This is a genomic window from Streptomyces sp. NBC_00726, assembly GCF_045161735.1.
Taxonomy (GTDB): Bacteria; Actinomycetota; Actinomycetes; order Streptomycetales; family Streptomycetaceae; genus Streptomyces.
Genome location: NZ_CP108983.1, coordinates 5,079,353 through 5,095,963, shown reverse-complemented (window position 1 = coordinate 5,095,963; position 16,611 = coordinate 5,079,353). Strand labels below are relative to the sequence as shown.

Genomic DNA, 16,611 nt, shown 5'->3' with positions numbered 1-16,611 from the left:
CCTACCGTCCGTATGTACCCGATTCCGGCTGACTCGACCAGCCTCGGGGCGCCGATCGGGTCGGTCGCCACTCCGCTGCCCGCCGCCGGGTGCGGGAGGCGTCCGGGTGGGTGTCAGAGCGCGAGGCCGGTGAGGACGAGGACGCGTTCGTAGGTGTAGTCGTCCATCGCGTAGCGGACGCCCTCGCGGCCCACGCCGGACTGCTTGGCGCCGCCGTACGGCATCTGGTCGGCACGGTACGAGGGGACGTCGCCGATGATCACACCGCCGACCTCCAGCGCGCGGTGGGCGCGGAAGGCGGCCTGGATGTCATGGGTGAACACGCCCGCCTGGAGCCCGTACTGCGAGGCGTTGACGGCGGCGAACGCCTCGGCCTCGCCGTTGACCTTCTGCACGGACAGGACCGGCCCGAAGACCTCCTCGGTGGCGAGGGTGACGCCGTCGGGCAGGTCGGCGAGGACGGTCGGGGCGTACGTGGACCCGTCGCGCTCGCCGCCCGCGAGGAGCCGGGCGCCCGCCGCGACGGCCTCGTCGACCCAGGACTCGACGCGCCGGGCGGCGGCCTCGTCCACCAGCGGGCCGACGTCGGTGGTGGGGTCGGACGGGTCGCCGGTGACCTGGGCCTGCACGGCGGCGACGATCCTGGGCAGCAGCCGGTCGTACACCGCCGCGTCGGCGATGACGCGCTGGACCGAGATGCAGGACTGACCGCCCTGGTAGTTGGAGAAGGTCGCGATGCGGGTCGCGGCCCAGTCCAGGTCCTCGTCGGAGGCGAAGTCACCGAGGACGACGGCGGCGCCGTTGCCGCCGAGCTCCAGCGTGCAGTGTTTACGGGGCACCGAGTCCATGATCGCGTAGCCGACGGGGGCGGACCCGGTGAAGGAGATCACGGGCAGCCGCTCGTCCTGGACCAGGGCGGGCATCCGGTCGTTGGGGACCGTGAGGACCGACCAGGAGCCGGCCGGGAGGTCCGTCTCGGCCAGCAGTTCGCCCAGGACCAGCGAGGAGACCGGCGTCGCCGGGGCGGGCTTGAGGATGATCGGGACGCCGACGGCGATGGCCGGGGCGACCTTGTGGGCGCTCAGGTTCAGCGGGAAGTTGAAGGGCGCGATGCCGAGGACGGTGCCGCGCGGGAAGCGCCGGGTGAGGCCGAGCCGGCCGGTGCCGCCGGCGTCGGTGTCCAGGCGCTGGGCCTCGCCGCTGTTGAACCGGCGGGCCTCCTCGGAGGCGAAGCGGAACACGGACACGGCGCGCCCGACCTCGCCGCGCGCCCACTTGACGGGCTTGCCGTTCTCGGCGGAGATCAGCTGGGCGAGCTCCTCGGTGCGCTCGGCGAGCCGGCGGGCCACGTGGTCGAGCGCGGCGGCGCGGACGTGGGCCGGAGTCGCGGCGAACTCCTCGCGCACGGCGTGCGCGGCGGCGACGGCCTCCTCGACCTGGGCCGCGGTCGGTACGGAGACCGTTCCGACGAGGCGCCCGTCCCAGGAGTTGGTGACGTCGAAGCTTTCCTCGCCGGTGGCCTGGCGGCCGGCCAGCCAGAAGGCGTGGGTGGAGGTCATGGAGTTCCGGCCCTTCGATGGCGTGGGGTGTGTCGGCCCCCACGGTAGGGCCGCCGGGGCCGCCTGGCGTTTGTCCTGGGTGGAGCAGAGCGGGGCCGGGGCGCGCCTTATTGGCCAGGGGGTGTGGTGACCTTCAGGGCGAGCCAGAGCTCCATCCGGACGTCCGGGTCGTCCAGCGAGCGCCCGAGGATCTCCTCCACCCGCCGCATCCGGTACCGCAGGGTGTGCCGGTGGACCCCCAGGTCGGCGGCGGCCGCGTCCCACTGCCCGTGGTGCGAGAGCCAGGCGCGCACGGAGGCGACCAGATCGCCCCGGCCCTTGGCGTCGTGCTCGTACAGCGCGCGCAGCATCCCGTCCGCGAAGGCCCGCACCGCGTCGTCGGCGAGCAGCGGCAGCACGGACCCGGTGGCCAGCTCGGCGTGCTCGACCAGCGCCCGGCCCCGGCGGCGGGCCACCGAGAGGGCCTGTTCGGCCTGCTTGTACGCGGCGGAGACGGCGACCGGTCCGGCCGGGGCGGACATGCCCACCACGACATCGCTCTCCTGGGCGGCGGCCGGCTCGCGCGGGGTCAGCCCGTCCTGCGCCTCGGCATACGCCTGGCAGGCGGTCACCGCCGCGCCGCCGTCGGCGGCCAGCACCAGGAGGCGTTCACCCTCGGGGACCATCAGCAGGGTCTCGCCGGACCGGTCGGCGGCGGTGTCCAGGGCGTCGGCGAGGAGTGCCGTGGCCGTGGGGTCCTGGCCCTCGGCGATGAGCAGCCGGAAGGGGGCGTCGAGCAGCCCGCCGTAGAGGTCCCCGGCGACCGCGCGGGCGTGGTCGGGCTGGCCGGCGAGCAGCATCCGGAGCACCGCCGCGCCGAGGCGCTGTTCGGCGCCCTGGAGGGCGCGGGAGCGGGCGGTGGTGAGGGTGAGCAGGGCGACCGCCGAGTGCACGGCATACCGCTCGGCGGTGCCGAGGGCGGCCCCGGTGCCGACGGCGAGGGCGCCGCGGACCCTGCGGCCGGTGCCCAGGGACTGGAGCTCGACGCGGTCGTCGGTGTCCCCGACGACCATGCTGGCCGGGGCGGGGCGGGCGCGCAGCCGCTCCACCTCGGGGGTGAGCCGGGCGGCACGGCGGGCCGCCCAGTCGGGGGCGGCGGCCACGACGGTCCCGGCGGTGTCGTAGAGGGCGGCCCAGCCGTTGACGTGGGCGGCGAGGCGGGTGAGGAGGGCGGCGGGGCCGTCCCCGGCGAGCGCCGCGCTCGTGAGTTCGCGCTGCGCCTCGAAGCCGGCGGTGACCGCGCGGTACTGGTCGGCCGCGATCTGCGAGGAGACGGCCTTGGCGATGGCGATGAAGGGGGTGCGGCGGGGCACTTCGAGCAGCGGCAGCCCGGCTTCCTCGGCGGCGCCGATCAGCGGCCGGGGCACCTCGTCGTAGTTGACGCCGACGGCGAAGCCGAGCCCGGCGACCCCGGCGTCGGCGAGCCGGCGCACGTAACGCCCCATCGCCTCCGGGTTCTCCGCGTCCAGGTTGGTCGCGGTGACCAGCAGCAGTTCGCCGCCCTCCATATAGGGGACGGGGTCGGTCAGCTCGCTGGCGTGCGCCCAGCGCACCGGTGTGCCGAGGCGGTCCGCCCCCGCGCGCACCGTGAGTTTGAGCGCCGAGTGCTGGACGAGCGAGGCGAGCGTGGGCGGCATGAGGGTGAGGGCCTTCGGCAGGGGGCGATTCAGCAGGGAGTGATTTCGCCGTCCCGTATGAACGGCTCACTGCGATTCTGCCAGGTTGGCAGAGTTTCTGTCACCGCTGCCACTCGTGTCCCGTGCGCCCCTGCCGCCCCTCCCCCGTCTCAGCGGGCCAGCCGTACGAGCAGCGGGGGCATGTGCTCGCCGTCCACGGTGGTCAGGGAGAGCACCGCGTGACCGTGCGGCAGTTCGTACGCGAGCGCGGAGGCGGACCAGCGCTCGCGCTCGACCTGGCGGACGGTCACCGCGTCCGTGGTGACCGCCTTGCCGGTGGCCATCTTGCGCAGCGAGTGCAGGGCGCGGGTGAGCGGCTGGGCGGCGAAGACGCCGTGCTCGGCGACCTCGCGGACCTCCACCCACTCCTTCCCCCACGCCTCCGCGAAGCGCTTGCCGTCCCAGGTGGTGAGGCCGGGGAAGACCATCGTGCAGCCGAAGGCCCCGAGCAGCGCGGTGTGCAGCCCCTCCGGCACGTCGTCCAGGGTGCGCAGGGCGAGGACCGCGCCCGCGTTGACGGACCGGAGGCGGCGGATGCCCCGGACGGTGTCGGCGGTGACGGCGTGGGTGGCGTCGTCCAGGACGAGGCAGACGAACAGCGAGCGGTCGGTGCGGGCGGCGGTGACGGCGTTGAACTGGGCGAGCACCAGGCGGGCCAGGATGCGGGACGCCTCGGCGTGGCCCCGCTCCGGCAGGTCGACGCGGACCCGCAGCGGGTGCCGGCCCAGGGAGCGCAGCGAGAACGGCCGGGCGTCCTCGCCGGTGGCGAAGAACCCCGCGAAGGCGGGCCGGTCGAGCGTGGCGATCCGGTCGGCCAGGACGGCGGCCGGGTCGGCACCGCCGCCCGCCTGGCGGGCCCGGGCCTCCAGCTCGCGCAGCATCGCCTGGTGTGCCCCGGCCGCCAGGGCCCGGCGCAGGGCGCCGAGCGCGGCGGCGGAGCCTTCGAGGAGTTCCCGCAGCTCGGGTACGGAGGGGAAGCGGCCGTGGACCGTGCGGAACGGGCCGAGCAGCTGTCCGAGTACGGTCGCGGCGCGCCGGGTCTCCAGGGTGGGGATGTCCCCGGCCAGCCCCTCGGCGAGGGCCTCCGCCGCCTCGTCCGGGTCGGTGGTGCCGCCGTACAGGTCGAAGTCGTGCAGGGACGCGGGGTCGCCGATGCGGATGACGACGTCGTAGGCGTCGTCCGGGCCGAGCCCGCCGCCCGCCCCGCCGACGGCGAGCACCGCGGCCTGGCCGGTGAGCGCCCGCAGCGCGAGGGCTTCCACGACGGGCCGGACGATCCGCTCGGTCTTGCCGGAGCCGGGCGGGCCGACGGCGAGCAGGGAGGTGCCGAGCGACGCGGGGTCCAGCGCCAGGCCGGAGCCCCGGCGGGTGTAGGGGTTGCGCGGGTCGTCGGCGCACTCCCCGATGCGGACCTGGCCGGTGAGCGGGTCGTGGGGGGCGGTGCGCCGGGGCACGTCCCGGAGGCCGGAGGGGTGCAGGAAGGCGTCGGCGCCCTTGCGGAGCACGGTCTCGGTGAAGGAGGCCAGGCGGTCGGGGCGGCCGCGCGCCCCGGTCCAGGCGTGCCCCACCCGTACGCAGTCCACGTCGTTCATCCGGCCCGCGTACACGGCGGCGGTCAGCGCCTCGGCCGCGTCGGCGGAGCCGGCGGCGCGCAGCTCGGGCCACTGGGCGCGCGGGGGGCCGTCCGCCGGGGCGGTGGCTTCGGCGCCCTGGGGGCGGGTGGGCGCGCGTCCGGCGCGGAGGTCGCGGAGGGCGTCCGCCCAGTGCGCGGCGCGGGCGATGGGCCACACGACGATGGCGGTGGTCAGCGCGTAGCAGGTGTAGGCGGCCGCGGTGGCCTTGAACCGGTCGCCGCTGAGCAGCCACCCCTGCGCCGATCCCATGAGCACGAGCAGCAGCGGCACCTTCGGGGTCCAGGCCAGCCACAGCAGCAGCGCCGCGCCGGCCACCGACAGCGTCAGCCGGACGCGTTCGAACCGCTCGCCGGCGAAGTACCGCAGGACGTGGGCCCAGCCGCCGATCCGGGCGGCGTAGAAGCCCAGGATGAGCACCAGGACCTCGTAGTACAGGGTGGTGGAGTCGACCACCAGGCCCGGCGCGTCCTCCCGCAGGCCGCCCAGGACCCACCACTTGGGTCCGGTGATGATCTCGATCGGCTTGAACACATAGGGGACGGCGCGCGCCGAGAGCAGCAGCCACAGCAGCAGCCAGAGGATCAGCGTCGCGGCCGGGCCGACCAGCGAGGGGCGCGGCGGGCGCTCGGCGGGCCGGGGGGTGAATCCGTACCGCCAGACGCCGGGTCCGGCGTCGGGGCGGCGGGCGTTGAACCAGTCGGCGGTGGGCGAGGCGGTGCCCGGGGCCGGGCTGTGCGCGAGGGGGACCGGCGCGGCGGGGGGCCGGGCGGGTGGCGGGACGGCCGGCGGGTGGGCCGGGGGCGGGCCGGCCGGACGCGGTACGGAGCCTCCGGACCGCGCGCCGGGCGGCTGTGCGCCCCGTGTGTCCCACACGCCGTGCGTACCGTCGTTGTCCATGAACCGTTGCCCCCTTGACCAGCCAGGTCCGTCGCTGCACCGGTCAATCTAGTGCGCGCACACGGTGAGTTCAGCAACGCGCCCGGATGGTGACCGCCGGGATCGCGCCCCGTACGCCCGCACCGGCTTCTGTCCTTCGCGGACAACGACACGTACGCGACCACTACCGATCGGAGCATGCCCCGCCCCCGGTCCCGCGCCTAGCCTGCACAACGAAGAAGCGTCCGAAACACCCCCAGGAGCCCCGCATGACCGAAATCCCGCAGGAGCGCCGACTCGTCACCGCCATCCCCGGTCCGAAGTCGGTGGAGCTGCAAGACCGCCGGCTCGCGGCGGTCGCCGCGGGCGTCGGCTCCACGCTGCCGGTGTTCACCGCGCGGGCGGGCGGCGGGATCATCGAGGACGTGGACGGCAACCGGCTGATCGACTTCGGTTCCGGCATCGCCGTCACCTCGGTCGGCGCCTCCGCCGAGGCCGTCGTGCGCCGGGCCTCCGCGCAGCTCGCGGACTTCACCCACACCTGCTTCATGGTCACGCCGTACGAGGGGTACGTGGAGGTCTGCGAGCGGCTCGCCGAGCTGACCCCGGGCGACCACGCGAAGAAGTCGGCGCTGTTCAACTCGGGCGCCGAGGCCGTCGAGAACGCGGTGAAGATCGCTCGCGCGTACACCAAGCGCACCGCGGTCGTCGTGTTCGACCACGGCTACCACGGCCGGACGAACCTCACGATGGCGCTGACCGCCAAGAACATGCCGTACAAGCAGGGCTTCGGCCCGTTCGCGCCGGAGGTGTACCGGGTGCCGGTGGCGTACGGCTACCGCTGGCCGACCGGTGCCGAGAACGCCGGTGCGGAGGCGTCCGCCCAGGCCATCGACCAGATCAGCAAGCAGATCGGCGCGGAGAACGTCGCCGCGATCATCATCGAGCCGGTGCTGGGCGAGGGCGGCTTCATCGAGCCGGCCAAGGGCTTCCTGCCGGCGATCGCCCGGTTCGCGAAGGACAACGGCATCGTCTTCGTGGCCGACGAGATCCAGTCGGGCTTCTGCCGGACCGGCCAGTGGTTCGCCTGTGAGGACGAGGGCATCTTCCCGGACCTGATCACCACGGCCAAGGGCATCGCGGGCGGCCTGCCGCTGTCGGCCGTGACCGGCCGCGCCGAGATCATGGACGCGGCGCACGCGGGCGGCCTCGGCGGTACGTTCGGCGGCAACCCGGTCGCCTGCGCGGGCGCCCTCGGGGCGATCGAGACGATGCGCGAGCTGGACCTGAACAAGAAGGCGAAGCGCATCGAGGAGGTCATGAAGGGCCGCCTGGAGGGGATGCGCGCGACGCTGCCGAACGGCGGGCTGATCGGTGACATCCGGGGCCGCGGCGCGATGATCGCGATCGAGCTGGTGAAGCCGGGCACGAAGGACCCGCACCCGGAGGCGGCGACGCGGCTCGCGAAGGCGTGCCACGCCGCGGGCGTCCTCGTCCTGACCTGCGGCACCTACGGCAACGTCCTGCGCTTCCTGCCGCCGCTGGTGATCGGCGAGGACCTGCTCAACGAGGGTCTGGACGTCCTGGAGGGCGCCTTCGCCGGGATCTGATCCCGGATCGCGTGCGGGCCTGTGAAGAAAAGGTGGGGGGCCGATGGCGGGATACCGTACCCGCTATCGGTCCCCTTCCGCCTGACGTACGGTTTCCGCAGATGAGAGAAACACCCCGCCCGCAGGGGACTGCGGGTGATTCCGGGTCGGAGCCTTCCCGGCACCGTCCCGGGCGTGCCTTCGCGCACACCACTGGGGCATCACGCTCCGGAACTCCTCACCGATCGGATGGCCGCCCGCCCCACACCCCCCGGGGCGCGCGGCAAACCGGTCCACTCGTCCGCTCCGGAACAACCCCCCCAGTTCCGGGGCGGACGGCTTTCTTCCTCTCCCTGGTCCCGGGTCTGTCGGCCCTCTTCGCGCTGACCACCTGGCAGATCGCCGCCGACGGCCCGCTGCGCGGCCTCGACGAGCGCGCCGGGCGGGCGCTCGTCGGCCACGGCCCCCGGTGGCTCACCGAATTCCTCGCCGATCTCGGCAACATGCAGGTCGCCCTTCCGGTGCTGGCCTGTGCGATCGGCTGGTCGGTGCTGCGCGGGCGGTGGCGGGAGGCGCCGGCCGCAGTGCTCGCGATGGCGGCGGTGCCCCTGGTCGTCGTACCGCTGAAGGACTGGATCGCCCGGCCCGGGCCGCTGACGGAGGCCACCGGCTACTACCCGTCGGGGCACGCGGCGACGGCGGCGGTGGCGTACGGGGCTTCGGCGCTGCTGCTCGCCGGGCGGGGGCGGCACAGGTGGATGATGCCCGTCATCGCCGTCCTGCTGACGGCGATGACGGGCATCGGTCTGGTGCTCCGCGGCTATCACTGGCCGCTGGATGTGCTGGGCAGCTGGTTCCTGTGCGGGCTGCTGCTCCTGCTGTTGTACGGGGTGCTCAGCCGAAGTAGGCGTCGAAGTTCTTCGAGAACTCCCAGTTGTTGAAGCGGTCCCAGTTGACGGACCAGGTCATCAGGCCGCGCAGGCCCGACCAGGTGCCGTGGGTGGTGTAGGAGCCGCAGTCGGTCTTCTTGGTGAGGCAGTTGAGCGCCTTGGTGACCTCGGCGGGCGAGGTGTGTCCGTTGCCCGCCTGGGTGGAGGCCGGCAGGCCGATCGCGATCTGGTCGGGCCGCAGTCCGGGGAACACCTTCGTCTGGTCACCGGCGACGGGGAAGCCGGCCATCAGCATGTCGGTCATCGCGATGTGGAAGTCGGCGCCGCCCATCGAGTGGTACTGGTTGTCCAGGCCCATGATGGAGCCCGAGTTGTAGTCCTGGACGTGCAGCAGGGTGAGGTCGTCGCGCAGCGCGTGGATCACCGGCAGATAGGCACCGGCGCGCGGGTCCTGGCCGCCCCAGGGACCGGAGCCGTAGTACTGGTACCCGAGCTGGACGAAGAAGGTCTCCGGGGCCATGGTGAGGACGAACTTCTCGCCGTACTTGGCCTTGAGGGTCTTCACCGCCGAGATCAGGTTGACGATCACCGGGGTGGTGGGGTTCCGGAAGTCGGTGTCCCCGGTGTTCAGCGAGAGCGAGTGGCCCTCGAAGTCGATGTCCAGGCCGTCCAGACCGTACTCGTCGATGATCTTGCTCACCGAGGAGACGAACATGTCGCGGGCGGCGGTGGTGGCGAGCTGCACCTGGCCGTTCTGGCCGCCGATGGAGATCAGGACCTTCTTGCCGGCGGCCTGCTTGGCCTTGATGGCCGCCTTGAACTCGGCCTCCGACTCGACGTTCGGGCACTCGGCGACCGGGCAGAGCTTGAAGCGGATGTCGCCCGAGGTGACGGAGGTCGGCTCACCGAAGGCCAGGTCGATGACGTCCCAGGAGTCGGGGACGTCCGCCATGCGCGTGTAACCGGAGCCGTTGGCGAAGCTGGCGTGCAGATAGCCGACGAGCGCGTGGGCCGGCAGCTGGGTACCGGTACCGCCGTCACCGCCGTCGTCGCCGCCCTTGCCGGTGGTCGCCGAGACCGCGGCCGACTTGGCGGACTCGCCCGCCTCGTTGACGGCGCTGACCTGGAAGCTGTACGCGGTGGAGGCGCTGAGTCCGGTCACGGTGGCCGAGGTCCCGGTGACGCTCCGGACCTTGGTGCCGCCCTGGTAGACGTTGTAGCCGGTGGCCTCGGAGGAGCCCGTCCAGGACAGGGCGACCGAGGAGGAGGTGACCGTACCGGCCTTGAGGGCCGTGGGGGCGGAGGGCAGCACGACCGGGTCGCCGCCGGGGCCGATGAGGCTGATGTCGTCGGCGTAGTAGGCCGGGGTGCCGTACCAGCCGTGCGTGTAGATGCCGACCGAGGTGGTGGACGGCCCGGTCGTGAAGGTGGTCGTCAGCTTCTGCCAGCCGGGGGCGGACTGCGTCCAGGTGGAGACGTCCGTCGTGCCGGTGCCCGAGGCTCCGAGGTAGACGTAACTGCCCTGCACCCAGGCGCTCAGCGTGTACGTGGAGCCGGGCTTGACCTTCACGGACTGCGAGCACTGCGCGTTGTCGCTGCCGGCCGGAGTGGCCTTCAGCGCCGAAGTCCCGCCGTGTACGGGGGTGCTGACGGCCGCTCCGCTGCCGCCGGAGCAGTTCCAGCCGGACAGCCCGGCCTCGAAGGTGCCGTTGGTCGCCAGCTCGGCGTCGGCCGCGGCGGCGGTGGGGGCCGAGGCGGCGAGACCGCCCGCGGCGAGCAGGGCGGCCGAGAAGGCGGCCACAAGTCCGGTCAGGCGGGCGGGGGGTCTTGTGCGTTCCACAACGGCCTCCGTACAGGGGGGAATTGGTGCGACGCGGGGAATTGATGCGGCGCGCACAACATGGTCCAGACCAATCGGGTTGTCAAGACCTCTGGCACCGTCAGACCTCCTCGCCGCCTGCGGGACCGGCCGCCGCCTCGTGCATCGCGAGCTCCAGGAGCGCGGCGTCGGTGAGGGTGCCGGAGCCGTCGGGCGGGACGAGCCAGCGCACCTTTCCGGCCGGGCGGCCCGGGTGTGGGACGACGATCCAGGTGCCGTGCCCGGCCCCCCGGATGCCCGTGCCGACCCAGCGGGCGACGGTGCCCGGCGGCACGAAGAACCCCATCCGGGACTCACCGAAGTCCGCGAGGACCGGGCCGGGCCGGTCGATGAGCCGGGTGAGCACGTCGAGCGTGGGATAGCCCAGCTCCCCCGGCAGGATCAGTACGTCCCAGCGCCGGCCGGCGGGCAGCAGCGCGATCCCCCGCGGATCGCGCTCCCAGTCCCACCGGCAGGCGAGCGGATCGGGCGCCGCCGACGCCAGCCACTCGACCGCTGCCCTGACCTCCGAGCCCTTCATGGCCCGCCTCCGTAGTCCGGGTCGCGCCGGCCGGGCGGCGGGCGCGTTCACGGGAGAGAGCGGGCCCGGGCCCGTTCATGACGCGGGTTCGGCTACTCATTGGTAGTGATCTAGGTCACGCCGGACCGTTGTCAGTGGCGGGTGGCAGACTCCGGAGCATGGAACACATGGGGGACGTGCGCAGTATCGAAGACCTCGTCGGGCTGGCCGGCCGCGGCGAGAAGGTGAAGTACCTGCGCTTCTGGGGGCACCGGCCGCGCCCGGACGGCTCCATCGGCGCGAGCTGCCTCAGTCAGTGGTGGCCCTCGCCGTTCACGGTCGACGGAGTGACATACGCGTCGGCGGAGCACTGGATGATGGCCGGCAAGGCCCGCCTGTTCGGCGACGCGGAGGCGGCGGAGCGGGCGGTGGCGGCGAAGAGCCCGGCCGAGGCGAAGAAGATCGGCCGCCTGGTCCGGGGCTTCGAGGACACCGTCTGGAAGCGGGAGCGGTACGGCCTGGTGGTGGCGGGCAGCGCGCACAAGTTCGGCCAGGACCCCGAGCTGGGCGCGTTCCTGCTGCGCACCGGCGACCGGGTGCTGGTGGAGGCGAGCCCCATGGACCGGATCTGGGGCATCGGGCTCGCGGCCGACGACCCGCGCGCCCAGGACCCCGCGGAGTGGCGCGGGCTCAATCTGCTCGGGTTCGCGCTGATGGCGGCCCGGGGGGAGCTGCGGGGCGCGGCGGAGTCCGTATGAGACGGCTCGCGGGGCGGCGGGGGTGTCCCCCGTCGCCCCGCGAGCCGTGGTCCCGGTGCGCTCAGGCCCGTACGGAGAAGTGGCCCAGCGGCGGGAGTCCGCGCGCCTCGGCGACCAGGGAGACGGGCGCGGGCTCGTAGTCGGACCCGCTGTCCTCGTTGTCGAACTCGTCGTTGGTCACGAGCCAGATGAAGAAGCCGAGGAAGGCCGCGCTGATGACGATCCCGATGGAGCCGAGGATGATCCCGGCCAGCGCCACGCCCCCGTTGTCGGCCTCGCCCCGCTGGGCGCGGCCGCGGCCGATGATGCCGAAGATCAGCGCGAGGACGCCGAGGACGATGCCCAGGCCGTACATGCAGAAGCCGGCCGTCGCGATGATGCCGAGCACCAGGGCGGCGATGCCCATCCCGTTGGCGGGCCCCGGTCCGCCCCAGGGGTTCCCGTAGCCGGGGTAGCCCTGGTAGCCGTACTGCGGCGCCTGCCCGGCGGGGTAGCCGAACTGCGGGGGCTGGGCGCCGGGGTAGCCGTATCCGGGGGCCTGCGGGCCGGGGTAGCCGTACTGCGGCGGGGTGCCGGGGTAGCCCTCCTGGGGCTGGGTGCCCGGGAAGCCGTCCTGCGGCGGCGGTCCGGCCTGGCCCGGGCCGTTCGGCCCGACCGGCGGCGGGGGCACGGACCCGGGCGTTCCGGGTGTTCCGGGTGACCCGGGTGTTCCGGGCGCGGCCCATCCGGCGGGCCCGGTCTGCGGGGTGCCGAATCCGGTGGGCGGGACGGGTCCCGTACCGATGCCCGGCATGGAGGTGACCGTCTGCTGGTCGTGCACGGCGGGCGGGCGCGGGGCGCCGGATATGCCGTCGCCGGGTATTCCGTCGGCCGGGGTTCCGCCGGCCGGGGTGTGCGGGGCGTCGGGGCCGGGGGTCCCGGCGCCGGGCTTCTTGTCCAGGGGCACGCGGCCGACCGGGGGCGCCGGGCTGTCCGAGGGCTCGGGGCCGCCCGGAGCCGCCGGTGTGCGCCGCTCCGGCGGTGCCCAGGGATCGATCGGTGCGGCCCCGTCCGCAGGCTGATCCGTGTTGTCTGACATGGGCCTCCCCCATCGTGATGCGGTCATGCTACGGGCCCGTCCTACGATGACTCCCGTCCCCCGCCCCGGTCACCCCACGACCGGAGCCCGTCACACGCCACTCCCACGGAGGCCCCGATGACCGACCTGCACCCCTTCATCGCGGGGCTGCCCAAGGCCGAGCTCCATGTCCACCACGTCGGTTCGGCCTCCCCCCGCATCGTCGCGGAGCTGGCCGCGCACCACCCCGACTCCAAGGTCCCCACCGCCCCCGAGGCGCTGGCCGACTATTTCACCTTCACCGACTTCGCCCACTTCATCGACGTCTACCTGTCGGTCGTGGACCTGATCCGCACCCCGGAGGACGTCCGGGTGCTGACGTACGAGGTCGCCCGGGACATGGCCCGGCAGAACATCCGGTACGCGGAGCTGACGGTCACCCCGTTCTCCTCGACCCGGCGCGGCATTCCCGAGCAGGGGTTCATGGAGGCGATCGAGGACGCCCGCAAGGCGGCCGAGCGGGAGCTCGGCGTCGTACTGCGCTGGTGCTTCGACATCCCCGGTGAGGCCGGTCTTGAGGCCGCCGAGGAGACCACCCGGCTCGCGGTGGACCTGCGGCCGGAGGGGCTGGTGTCGTTCGGCCTCGGCGGCCCGGAGATCGGTGTGGACCGCCCGCAGTTCAAGCCCTACTTCGACCGCGCGATCGCCGAGGGCCTGCACTCGGTGCCGCACGCCGGGGAGACCACGGGCCCGCAGACCGTCTGGGACGCGCTGACCGAGCTGCGCGCCGAGCGCATCGGCCACGGCACCAGCTCGGTCGCCGACCCCAAGCTGCTGGACCACCTCGCCGAGCGGCGTATCGCCCTGGAGGTCTGCCCCACGTCCAACATCGCGACCCGGGCCGTGCAGGACATCGAGCAGCACCCGGTCCGCGAGATGGTCCAGGCCGGGGTACTGGTCACGATCAACAGCGACGACCCGCCCATGTTCGGCACCGACCTCAACAACGAGTACGCGGTGGCCGCCCGCATCCTCGGCCTGGACGAGCAGGGTCTGGCCGCGCTCGCGAAGAACGCCGTCGAGGCGTCCTTCCTGGACCCGGCCGGCAAGCGGACGCTGTCCGACGAGATCGACACGTACACCGCCAACTGGCTGACCCGCGCCGGGCGCTGACGCACCGGCGGTGACAATGGCCCCATGCCCATCCCCATGCCTGTCACCGCCGTCGCGCATCGCGGCGATCCGTACCGCGCCCGCGAGAACACCCTCGCCTCGATCCGTTCCGCGCTCGAACGCGGGGCGGACGCGGTGGAGATCGACGTCCGGGTCACCCGGGACGGGGTGCCGGTCCTGCTGCACGACGCCACGCTGGACCGGCTGTGGGGCCATGACCTGCGGCTGGACCGGCTCAGCCACCAGGAGCTGACCGAGCTGACGGCGGGCGGGGTGCCGTCACTGCGCGAGGCGCTGCTCGCCGTCGGCGCGCACCGCGTGATGATCGATCTGCCGGGCTCCACACCGGAGTCGGTGAAGCGCACGGTGGGCGTGGTGCGGGAGTGCGGGGCCGGTGAGCGCGTGTACTACTGCGCGGGGCCCGAGGCGATGCTGCGGGTGCGGGCGGCCGACCCGTCGGCCGAGATCGCGATGACCTGGACGACGCTCGCCCCGCCGCGTGCGGCGCTGCTCGACGCGGTCCGGCCGCGCTGGCTGAACTACCGGTTCGGTCTGGTCAGCCGGGAGCTGGCGGACCGCAACCACCGCGACGGGCTGCTGGTCTCGGCCTGGACCGCCGACACCGGGCGGACGATGCGCCGGCTGCTCGCGCACGGCGTGGACTCCGTCACCACCAACCGGATCGACGTGCTCCGCAAGCTGATCGACCGGTACGGGGGCCGGTGACCCGGCCCCCGTACCGCAGTCGCGTCAGGCCGCCACCGGCTCCGGCTCAGGTGCCCGCTCCATGGCCTCAAGGCGCTTGATCTTGCGGTGCACGATCAGCAGCGGGATCACTCCGAAGACGCCGAACGACATGTCGATGACCGACCACCAGAACGGGATGTCGCGGATCGGGCCGCAGATCAGCGCGAGCGGGATGACCCCGGCGCAGGCGATCATGCCGAACTCGATGACCCAGATGTTGCGGACCGGGTCGCGGAAGGGCCCGTAGAAGGCGACCGCGATGACCAGGTGGGCGAAGGCCAGCCAGTCGGTGCCGTACAGCACGAAGGGATACCGGGCGTCGGCCTCGTCGAGGCCGGTGCGGACGCGGGTGATCCAGTCCAGCAGGCCGGGGAGGTGTTCGGGGACGGGAGAGGCCGAGGACGTCAGCAGATCCTCGGTCCACCGCAGTTCGTGGACGAGCGGGAAGGCGGTCAGCCCGCTCAGTACCAGACAGACGATGAAGACGACCAACCACACGCGTATACGCCGTCGCAAGGCGCGTTGCTCGCTCATGTCCGCAGCGTACGCCCGCATTTACCGGCTCTTTACGCCACCCCCGGTAGAGGGCAGCACGGGCCGCGCCCCCGTGTGAACCGGCCGGTTCGCACGGGGGCGCGGGGTGTTCGCTCAGCCCTCGATGGACGTCATCACGTGCTTGATGCGCGTGTAGTCCTCGAAGCCGTAGGCCGAGAGGTCCTTGCCGTAACCGGACTTCTTGAAACCGCCGTGCGGCATCTCGGCGACCAGCGGGATGTGGGTGTTGATCCAGACGCAGCCGAAGTCCAGGTTCTTGGACATCCGCATGGCGCGCGCGTGGTCCTTGGTCCACACCGAGGAGGCGAGGGCGTATTCGACACCGTTGGCCCACTCCACTGCCTGGGCCTCGTCGCGGAACGACTGGACGGTGATGACGGGTCCGAAGACCTCGTGCTGAATGATCTCGTCGTCCTGCTTGAGCCCGGAGACGACGGTCGGGGCGTAGAAGTAGCCCTTGTCGCCGACCCGGTGGCCGCCGGCCTCGACCCGGGCGTGGGCGGGAAGGCGCTCGATGAAGCCGCTGACCTGGGCCAGCTGGTTGGCGTTGTTGAGCGGGCCGTAGAGCACGTCCTCGTCGTCCGGCAGGCCGGTCTTCGTGTCGGCGGCGGCCTTGGCGAGCGCGGTGACGAACTCGTCGTGGATGGACTCGTGAACCAGCACGCGGGTGGCGGCCGTGCAGTCCTGGCCGGCGTTGAAGTAGCCCGCGACCGAGATGTCCTCGACGGCCTTGGCGAGGTCGGTGTCCTCGAAGACGACGACGGGCGCCTTGCCGCCGAGCTCCAGGTGGACCCGCTTGACGTCCTTGGCGGCCGACTCGGCGACCTGCATACCCGCCCGCACCGAGCCCGTGATGGAGGCCATCGCCGGGGTCCGGTGCTCGACCATCGCGCGGCCGGTGTCGCGGTCGCCGCAGATGACGTTGAAGACGCCCCTGGGCAGCAGCTGCCCGATGATCTCGGCGATCAGCACGGTCGAGGCGGGCGTGGTGTCGGACGGCTTGATGACGACGGTGTTGCCCGCGGCGAGCGCCGGGGCGAACTTCCAGACGGCCATCATCATCGGGTAGTTCCACGGCGCGACCTGCGCACAGACGCCGACCGGTTCGCGGCGCACGATGGAGGTCAGCCCCTCCATGTACTCACCGGCCGAGCGCCCCTCCAGGAGCCGGGCGGCGCCCGCGAAGAAGCGGATCTGGTCCACCATCGGCGGGATCTCTTCGGTGCGGGTCAGCCCGAGCGGCTTGCCGGTGTTCTCGGACTCGGCGGCGATGAGGTCCTCGGCCCGCTCCTCGAAGGCGTCCGCGATCCTGAGCAGGGCGCGCTGGCGCTCGGCCGGTGTGGCGTCGCGCCAGGCGGGGAACGCGGCCGCGGCGGCGGCCATCGCGGCGTCGACGTCGGCGGGGCCGGAGAGCGGCGAGGTCGCGTAGACCTCCTCGGTCACCGGGTTGACCACGTCGATCGTCCGCCCGTCGGCGGCGTCCCGGAACTCCCCGTTGATGTAGTTGCGCAGACGGCGTACCTCGGCGGTCACGGCCACCCCTCCTCGTAAATGTCCAATGGGTGAGACGACCAGCGTAGTCGGGCACCGGTGTGCTGTGCCGGGCGAGGCTTCCCCCGGGCTCAGGAGCGGCCGGTATGCGCCCGATCGAGTGGGAAGAGGCGGGCCCGGGCCGCGTGC

At 73.1% G+C, this 16,611-nt stretch carries 13 protein-coding genes; 5 read left to right on the top strand and 8 right to left on the bottom strand.

All coding sequences use genetic code 11. The features are described from left to right. Positions 1–113: 113 nt before the first annotated feature. From OG338_RS22935 to OG338_RS22925, 3 genes are all read right to left on the bottom strand, one after another. The gene (locus OG338_RS22935) at positions 114–1,559 is read right to left on the bottom strand and encodes an aldehyde dehydrogenase family protein (RefSeq protein ID WP_405939102.1); all 1,446 of its coding nucleotides are present in this window, start codon (positions 1,557–1,559) and stop codon (positions 114–116) included. Positions 1,560–1,666: 107 nt separating this feature from the next. Continuing rightward, positions 1,667–3,235: a PucR family transcriptional regulator gene (locus OG338_RS22930; RefSeq protein WP_405939101.1), complete on the bottom strand. Its 1,569-nt coding sequence runs from the start codon at positions 3,233–3,235 to the stop codon at positions 1,667–1,669. A 149-nt stretch (positions 3,236–3,384) separates the two neighbouring features. Next, positions 3,385–5,805 (bottom strand): ATP/GTP-binding protein, encoded by a 2,421-nt coding sequence (locus tag OG338_RS22925; protein ID WP_405939100.1) that lies wholly within the window; start codon positions 5,803–5,805, stop codon positions 3,385–3,387. A gap of 248 nt (positions 5,806–6,053) precedes the next feature. Between OG338_RS22925 and gabT the strand changes: the two genes are divergently transcribed. Both gabT and OG338_RS22915 read left to right on the top strand, forming a co-directional pair. Then, entirely contained in the window at positions 6,054–7,394 is a 1,341-nt protein-coding gene (gene gabT, locus OG338_RS22920; protein ID WP_405939099.1) for a 4-aminobutyrate--2-oxoglutarate transaminase, read from the top strand. Positions 7,395–7,495: 101 nt separating this feature from the next. After that, on the top strand, positions 7,496–8,314 hold the full coding sequence (locus OG338_RS22915; RefSeq protein ID WP_405939098.1) for a phosphatase PAP2 family protein: 819 nt from the start codon (positions 7,496–7,498) through the stop codon (positions 8,312–8,314). Here OG338_RS22915 and OG338_RS22910 read toward each other — a convergent pair. Together OG338_RS22910 and OG338_RS22905 are read right to left on the bottom strand one after the other, a co-directional pair. Beyond that, positions 8,268–10,103 (bottom strand): chitinase, encoded by a 1,836-nt coding sequence (locus tag OG338_RS22910; RefSeq protein ID WP_405939097.1) that lies wholly within the window; start codon positions 10,101–10,103, stop codon positions 8,268–8,270. The two genes, OG338_RS22915 and OG338_RS22910, sit on opposite strands and share 47 nt — an antisense overlap. Before the next feature lie 100 nt (positions 10,104–10,203). Then, positions 10,204–10,662: a hypothetical protein gene (locus OG338_RS22905; RefSeq protein ID WP_405939096.1), complete on the bottom strand. Its 459-nt coding sequence runs from the start codon at positions 10,660–10,662 to the stop codon at positions 10,204–10,206. A 167-nt stretch (positions 10,663–10,829) separates the two neighbouring features. Here OG338_RS22905 and OG338_RS22900 point away from each other — a divergent pair, with 167 nt between their 5' ends. Beyond that, on the top strand, positions 10,830–11,399 hold the full coding sequence (locus OG338_RS22900; protein WP_405940506.1) for an NADAR family protein: 570 nt from the start codon (positions 10,830–10,832) through the stop codon (positions 11,397–11,399). Positions 11,400–11,460: 61 nt separating this feature from the next. On the opposite strand, the gene OG338_RS22895 is transcribed toward OG338_RS22900, so the two are convergent. After that, on the bottom strand, positions 11,461–12,345 hold the full coding sequence (locus tag OG338_RS22895) for a DUF4190 domain-containing protein (protein WP_405940505.1): 885 nt from the start codon (positions 12,343–12,345) through the stop codon (positions 11,461–11,463). Between the two features lie 249 nt (positions 12,346–12,594). On the opposite strand from OG338_RS22895, the gene OG338_RS22890 reads away from it, so the two are divergent. Next, positions 12,595–13,629: an adenosine deaminase gene (locus OG338_RS22890; RefSeq protein WP_405939095.1), complete on the top strand. Its 1,035-nt coding sequence runs from the start codon at positions 12,595–12,597 to the stop codon at positions 13,627–13,629. A gap of 24 nt (positions 13,630–13,653) precedes the next feature. Beyond that, a complete protein-coding gene (locus tag OG338_RS22885) occupies positions 13,654–14,355 on the top strand; it encodes a glycerophosphodiester phosphodiesterase (protein ID WP_405939094.1) in 702 nt (233 codons plus the stop codon). A 24-nt stretch (positions 14,356–14,379) separates the two neighbouring features. Here OG338_RS22885 and OG338_RS22880 read toward each other — a convergent pair whose 3' ends face one another. Then, on the bottom strand, positions 14,380–14,910 hold the full coding sequence (locus OG338_RS22880) for a hypothetical protein (RefSeq protein WP_405939093.1): 531 nt from the start codon (positions 14,908–14,910) through the stop codon (positions 14,380–14,382). A gap of 114 nt (positions 14,911–15,024) precedes the next feature. Continuing rightward, positions 15,025–16,464, bottom strand: a complete 1,440-nt coding sequence (locus tag OG338_RS22875) for a gamma-aminobutyraldehyde dehydrogenase (protein WP_405939092.1) — start codon at positions 16,462–16,464, stop codon at positions 15,025–15,027. Between the last annotated feature and the right edge of the window lie 147 nt (positions 16,465–16,611).

What these genes read in the sequence shown, in the direction of transcription:
- OG338_RS22885 (WP_405939094.1), top strand. Translation starts at nt 13,654, where the DNA reads ATGCCCATCCCCATGCCTGTCACCGCCGTCGCGCATCGCGGCGATCCG.
- OG338_RS22900 (WP_405940506.1), top strand. Translation starts at nt 10,830, where the DNA reads ATGGGGGACGTGCGCAGTATCGAAGACCTCGTCGGGCTGGCCGGCCGC.
- OG338_RS22915 (WP_405939098.1), top strand. Translation starts at nt 7,496, where the DNA reads ATGAGAGAAACACCCCGCCCGCAGGGGACTGCGGGTGATTCCGGGTCG.
- OG338_RS22930 (WP_405939101.1), bottom strand. Translation starts at nt 3,235, where the DNA reads ATGCCGCCCACGCTCGCCTCGCTCGTCCAGCACTCGGCGCTCAAACTC.
- OG338_RS22935 (WP_405939102.1), bottom strand. Translation starts at nt 1,559, where the DNA reads ATGACCTCCACCCACGCCTTCTGGCTGGCCGGCCGCCAGGCCACCGGC.
- OG338_RS22880 (WP_405939093.1), bottom strand. Translation starts at nt 14,910, where the DNA reads ATGAGCGAGCAACGCGCCTTGCGACGGCGTATACGCGTGTGGTTGGTC.
- OG338_RS22905 (WP_405939096.1), bottom strand. Translation starts at nt 10,662, where the DNA reads ATGAAGGGCTCGGAGGTCAGGGCAGCGGTCGAGTGGCTGGCGTCGGCG.
- OG338_RS22925 (WP_405939100.1), bottom strand. Translation starts at nt 5,805, where the DNA reads ATGGACAACGACGGTACGCACGGCGTGTGGGACACACGGGGCGCACAG.
- OG338_RS22890 (WP_405939095.1), top strand. Translation starts at nt 12,595, where the DNA reads ATGACCGACCTGCACCCCTTCATCGCGGGGCTGCCCAAGGCCGAGCTC.
- gabT (WP_405939099.1), top strand. Translation starts at nt 6,054, where the DNA reads ATGACCGAAATCCCGCAGGAGCGCCGACTCGTCACCGCCATCCCCGGT.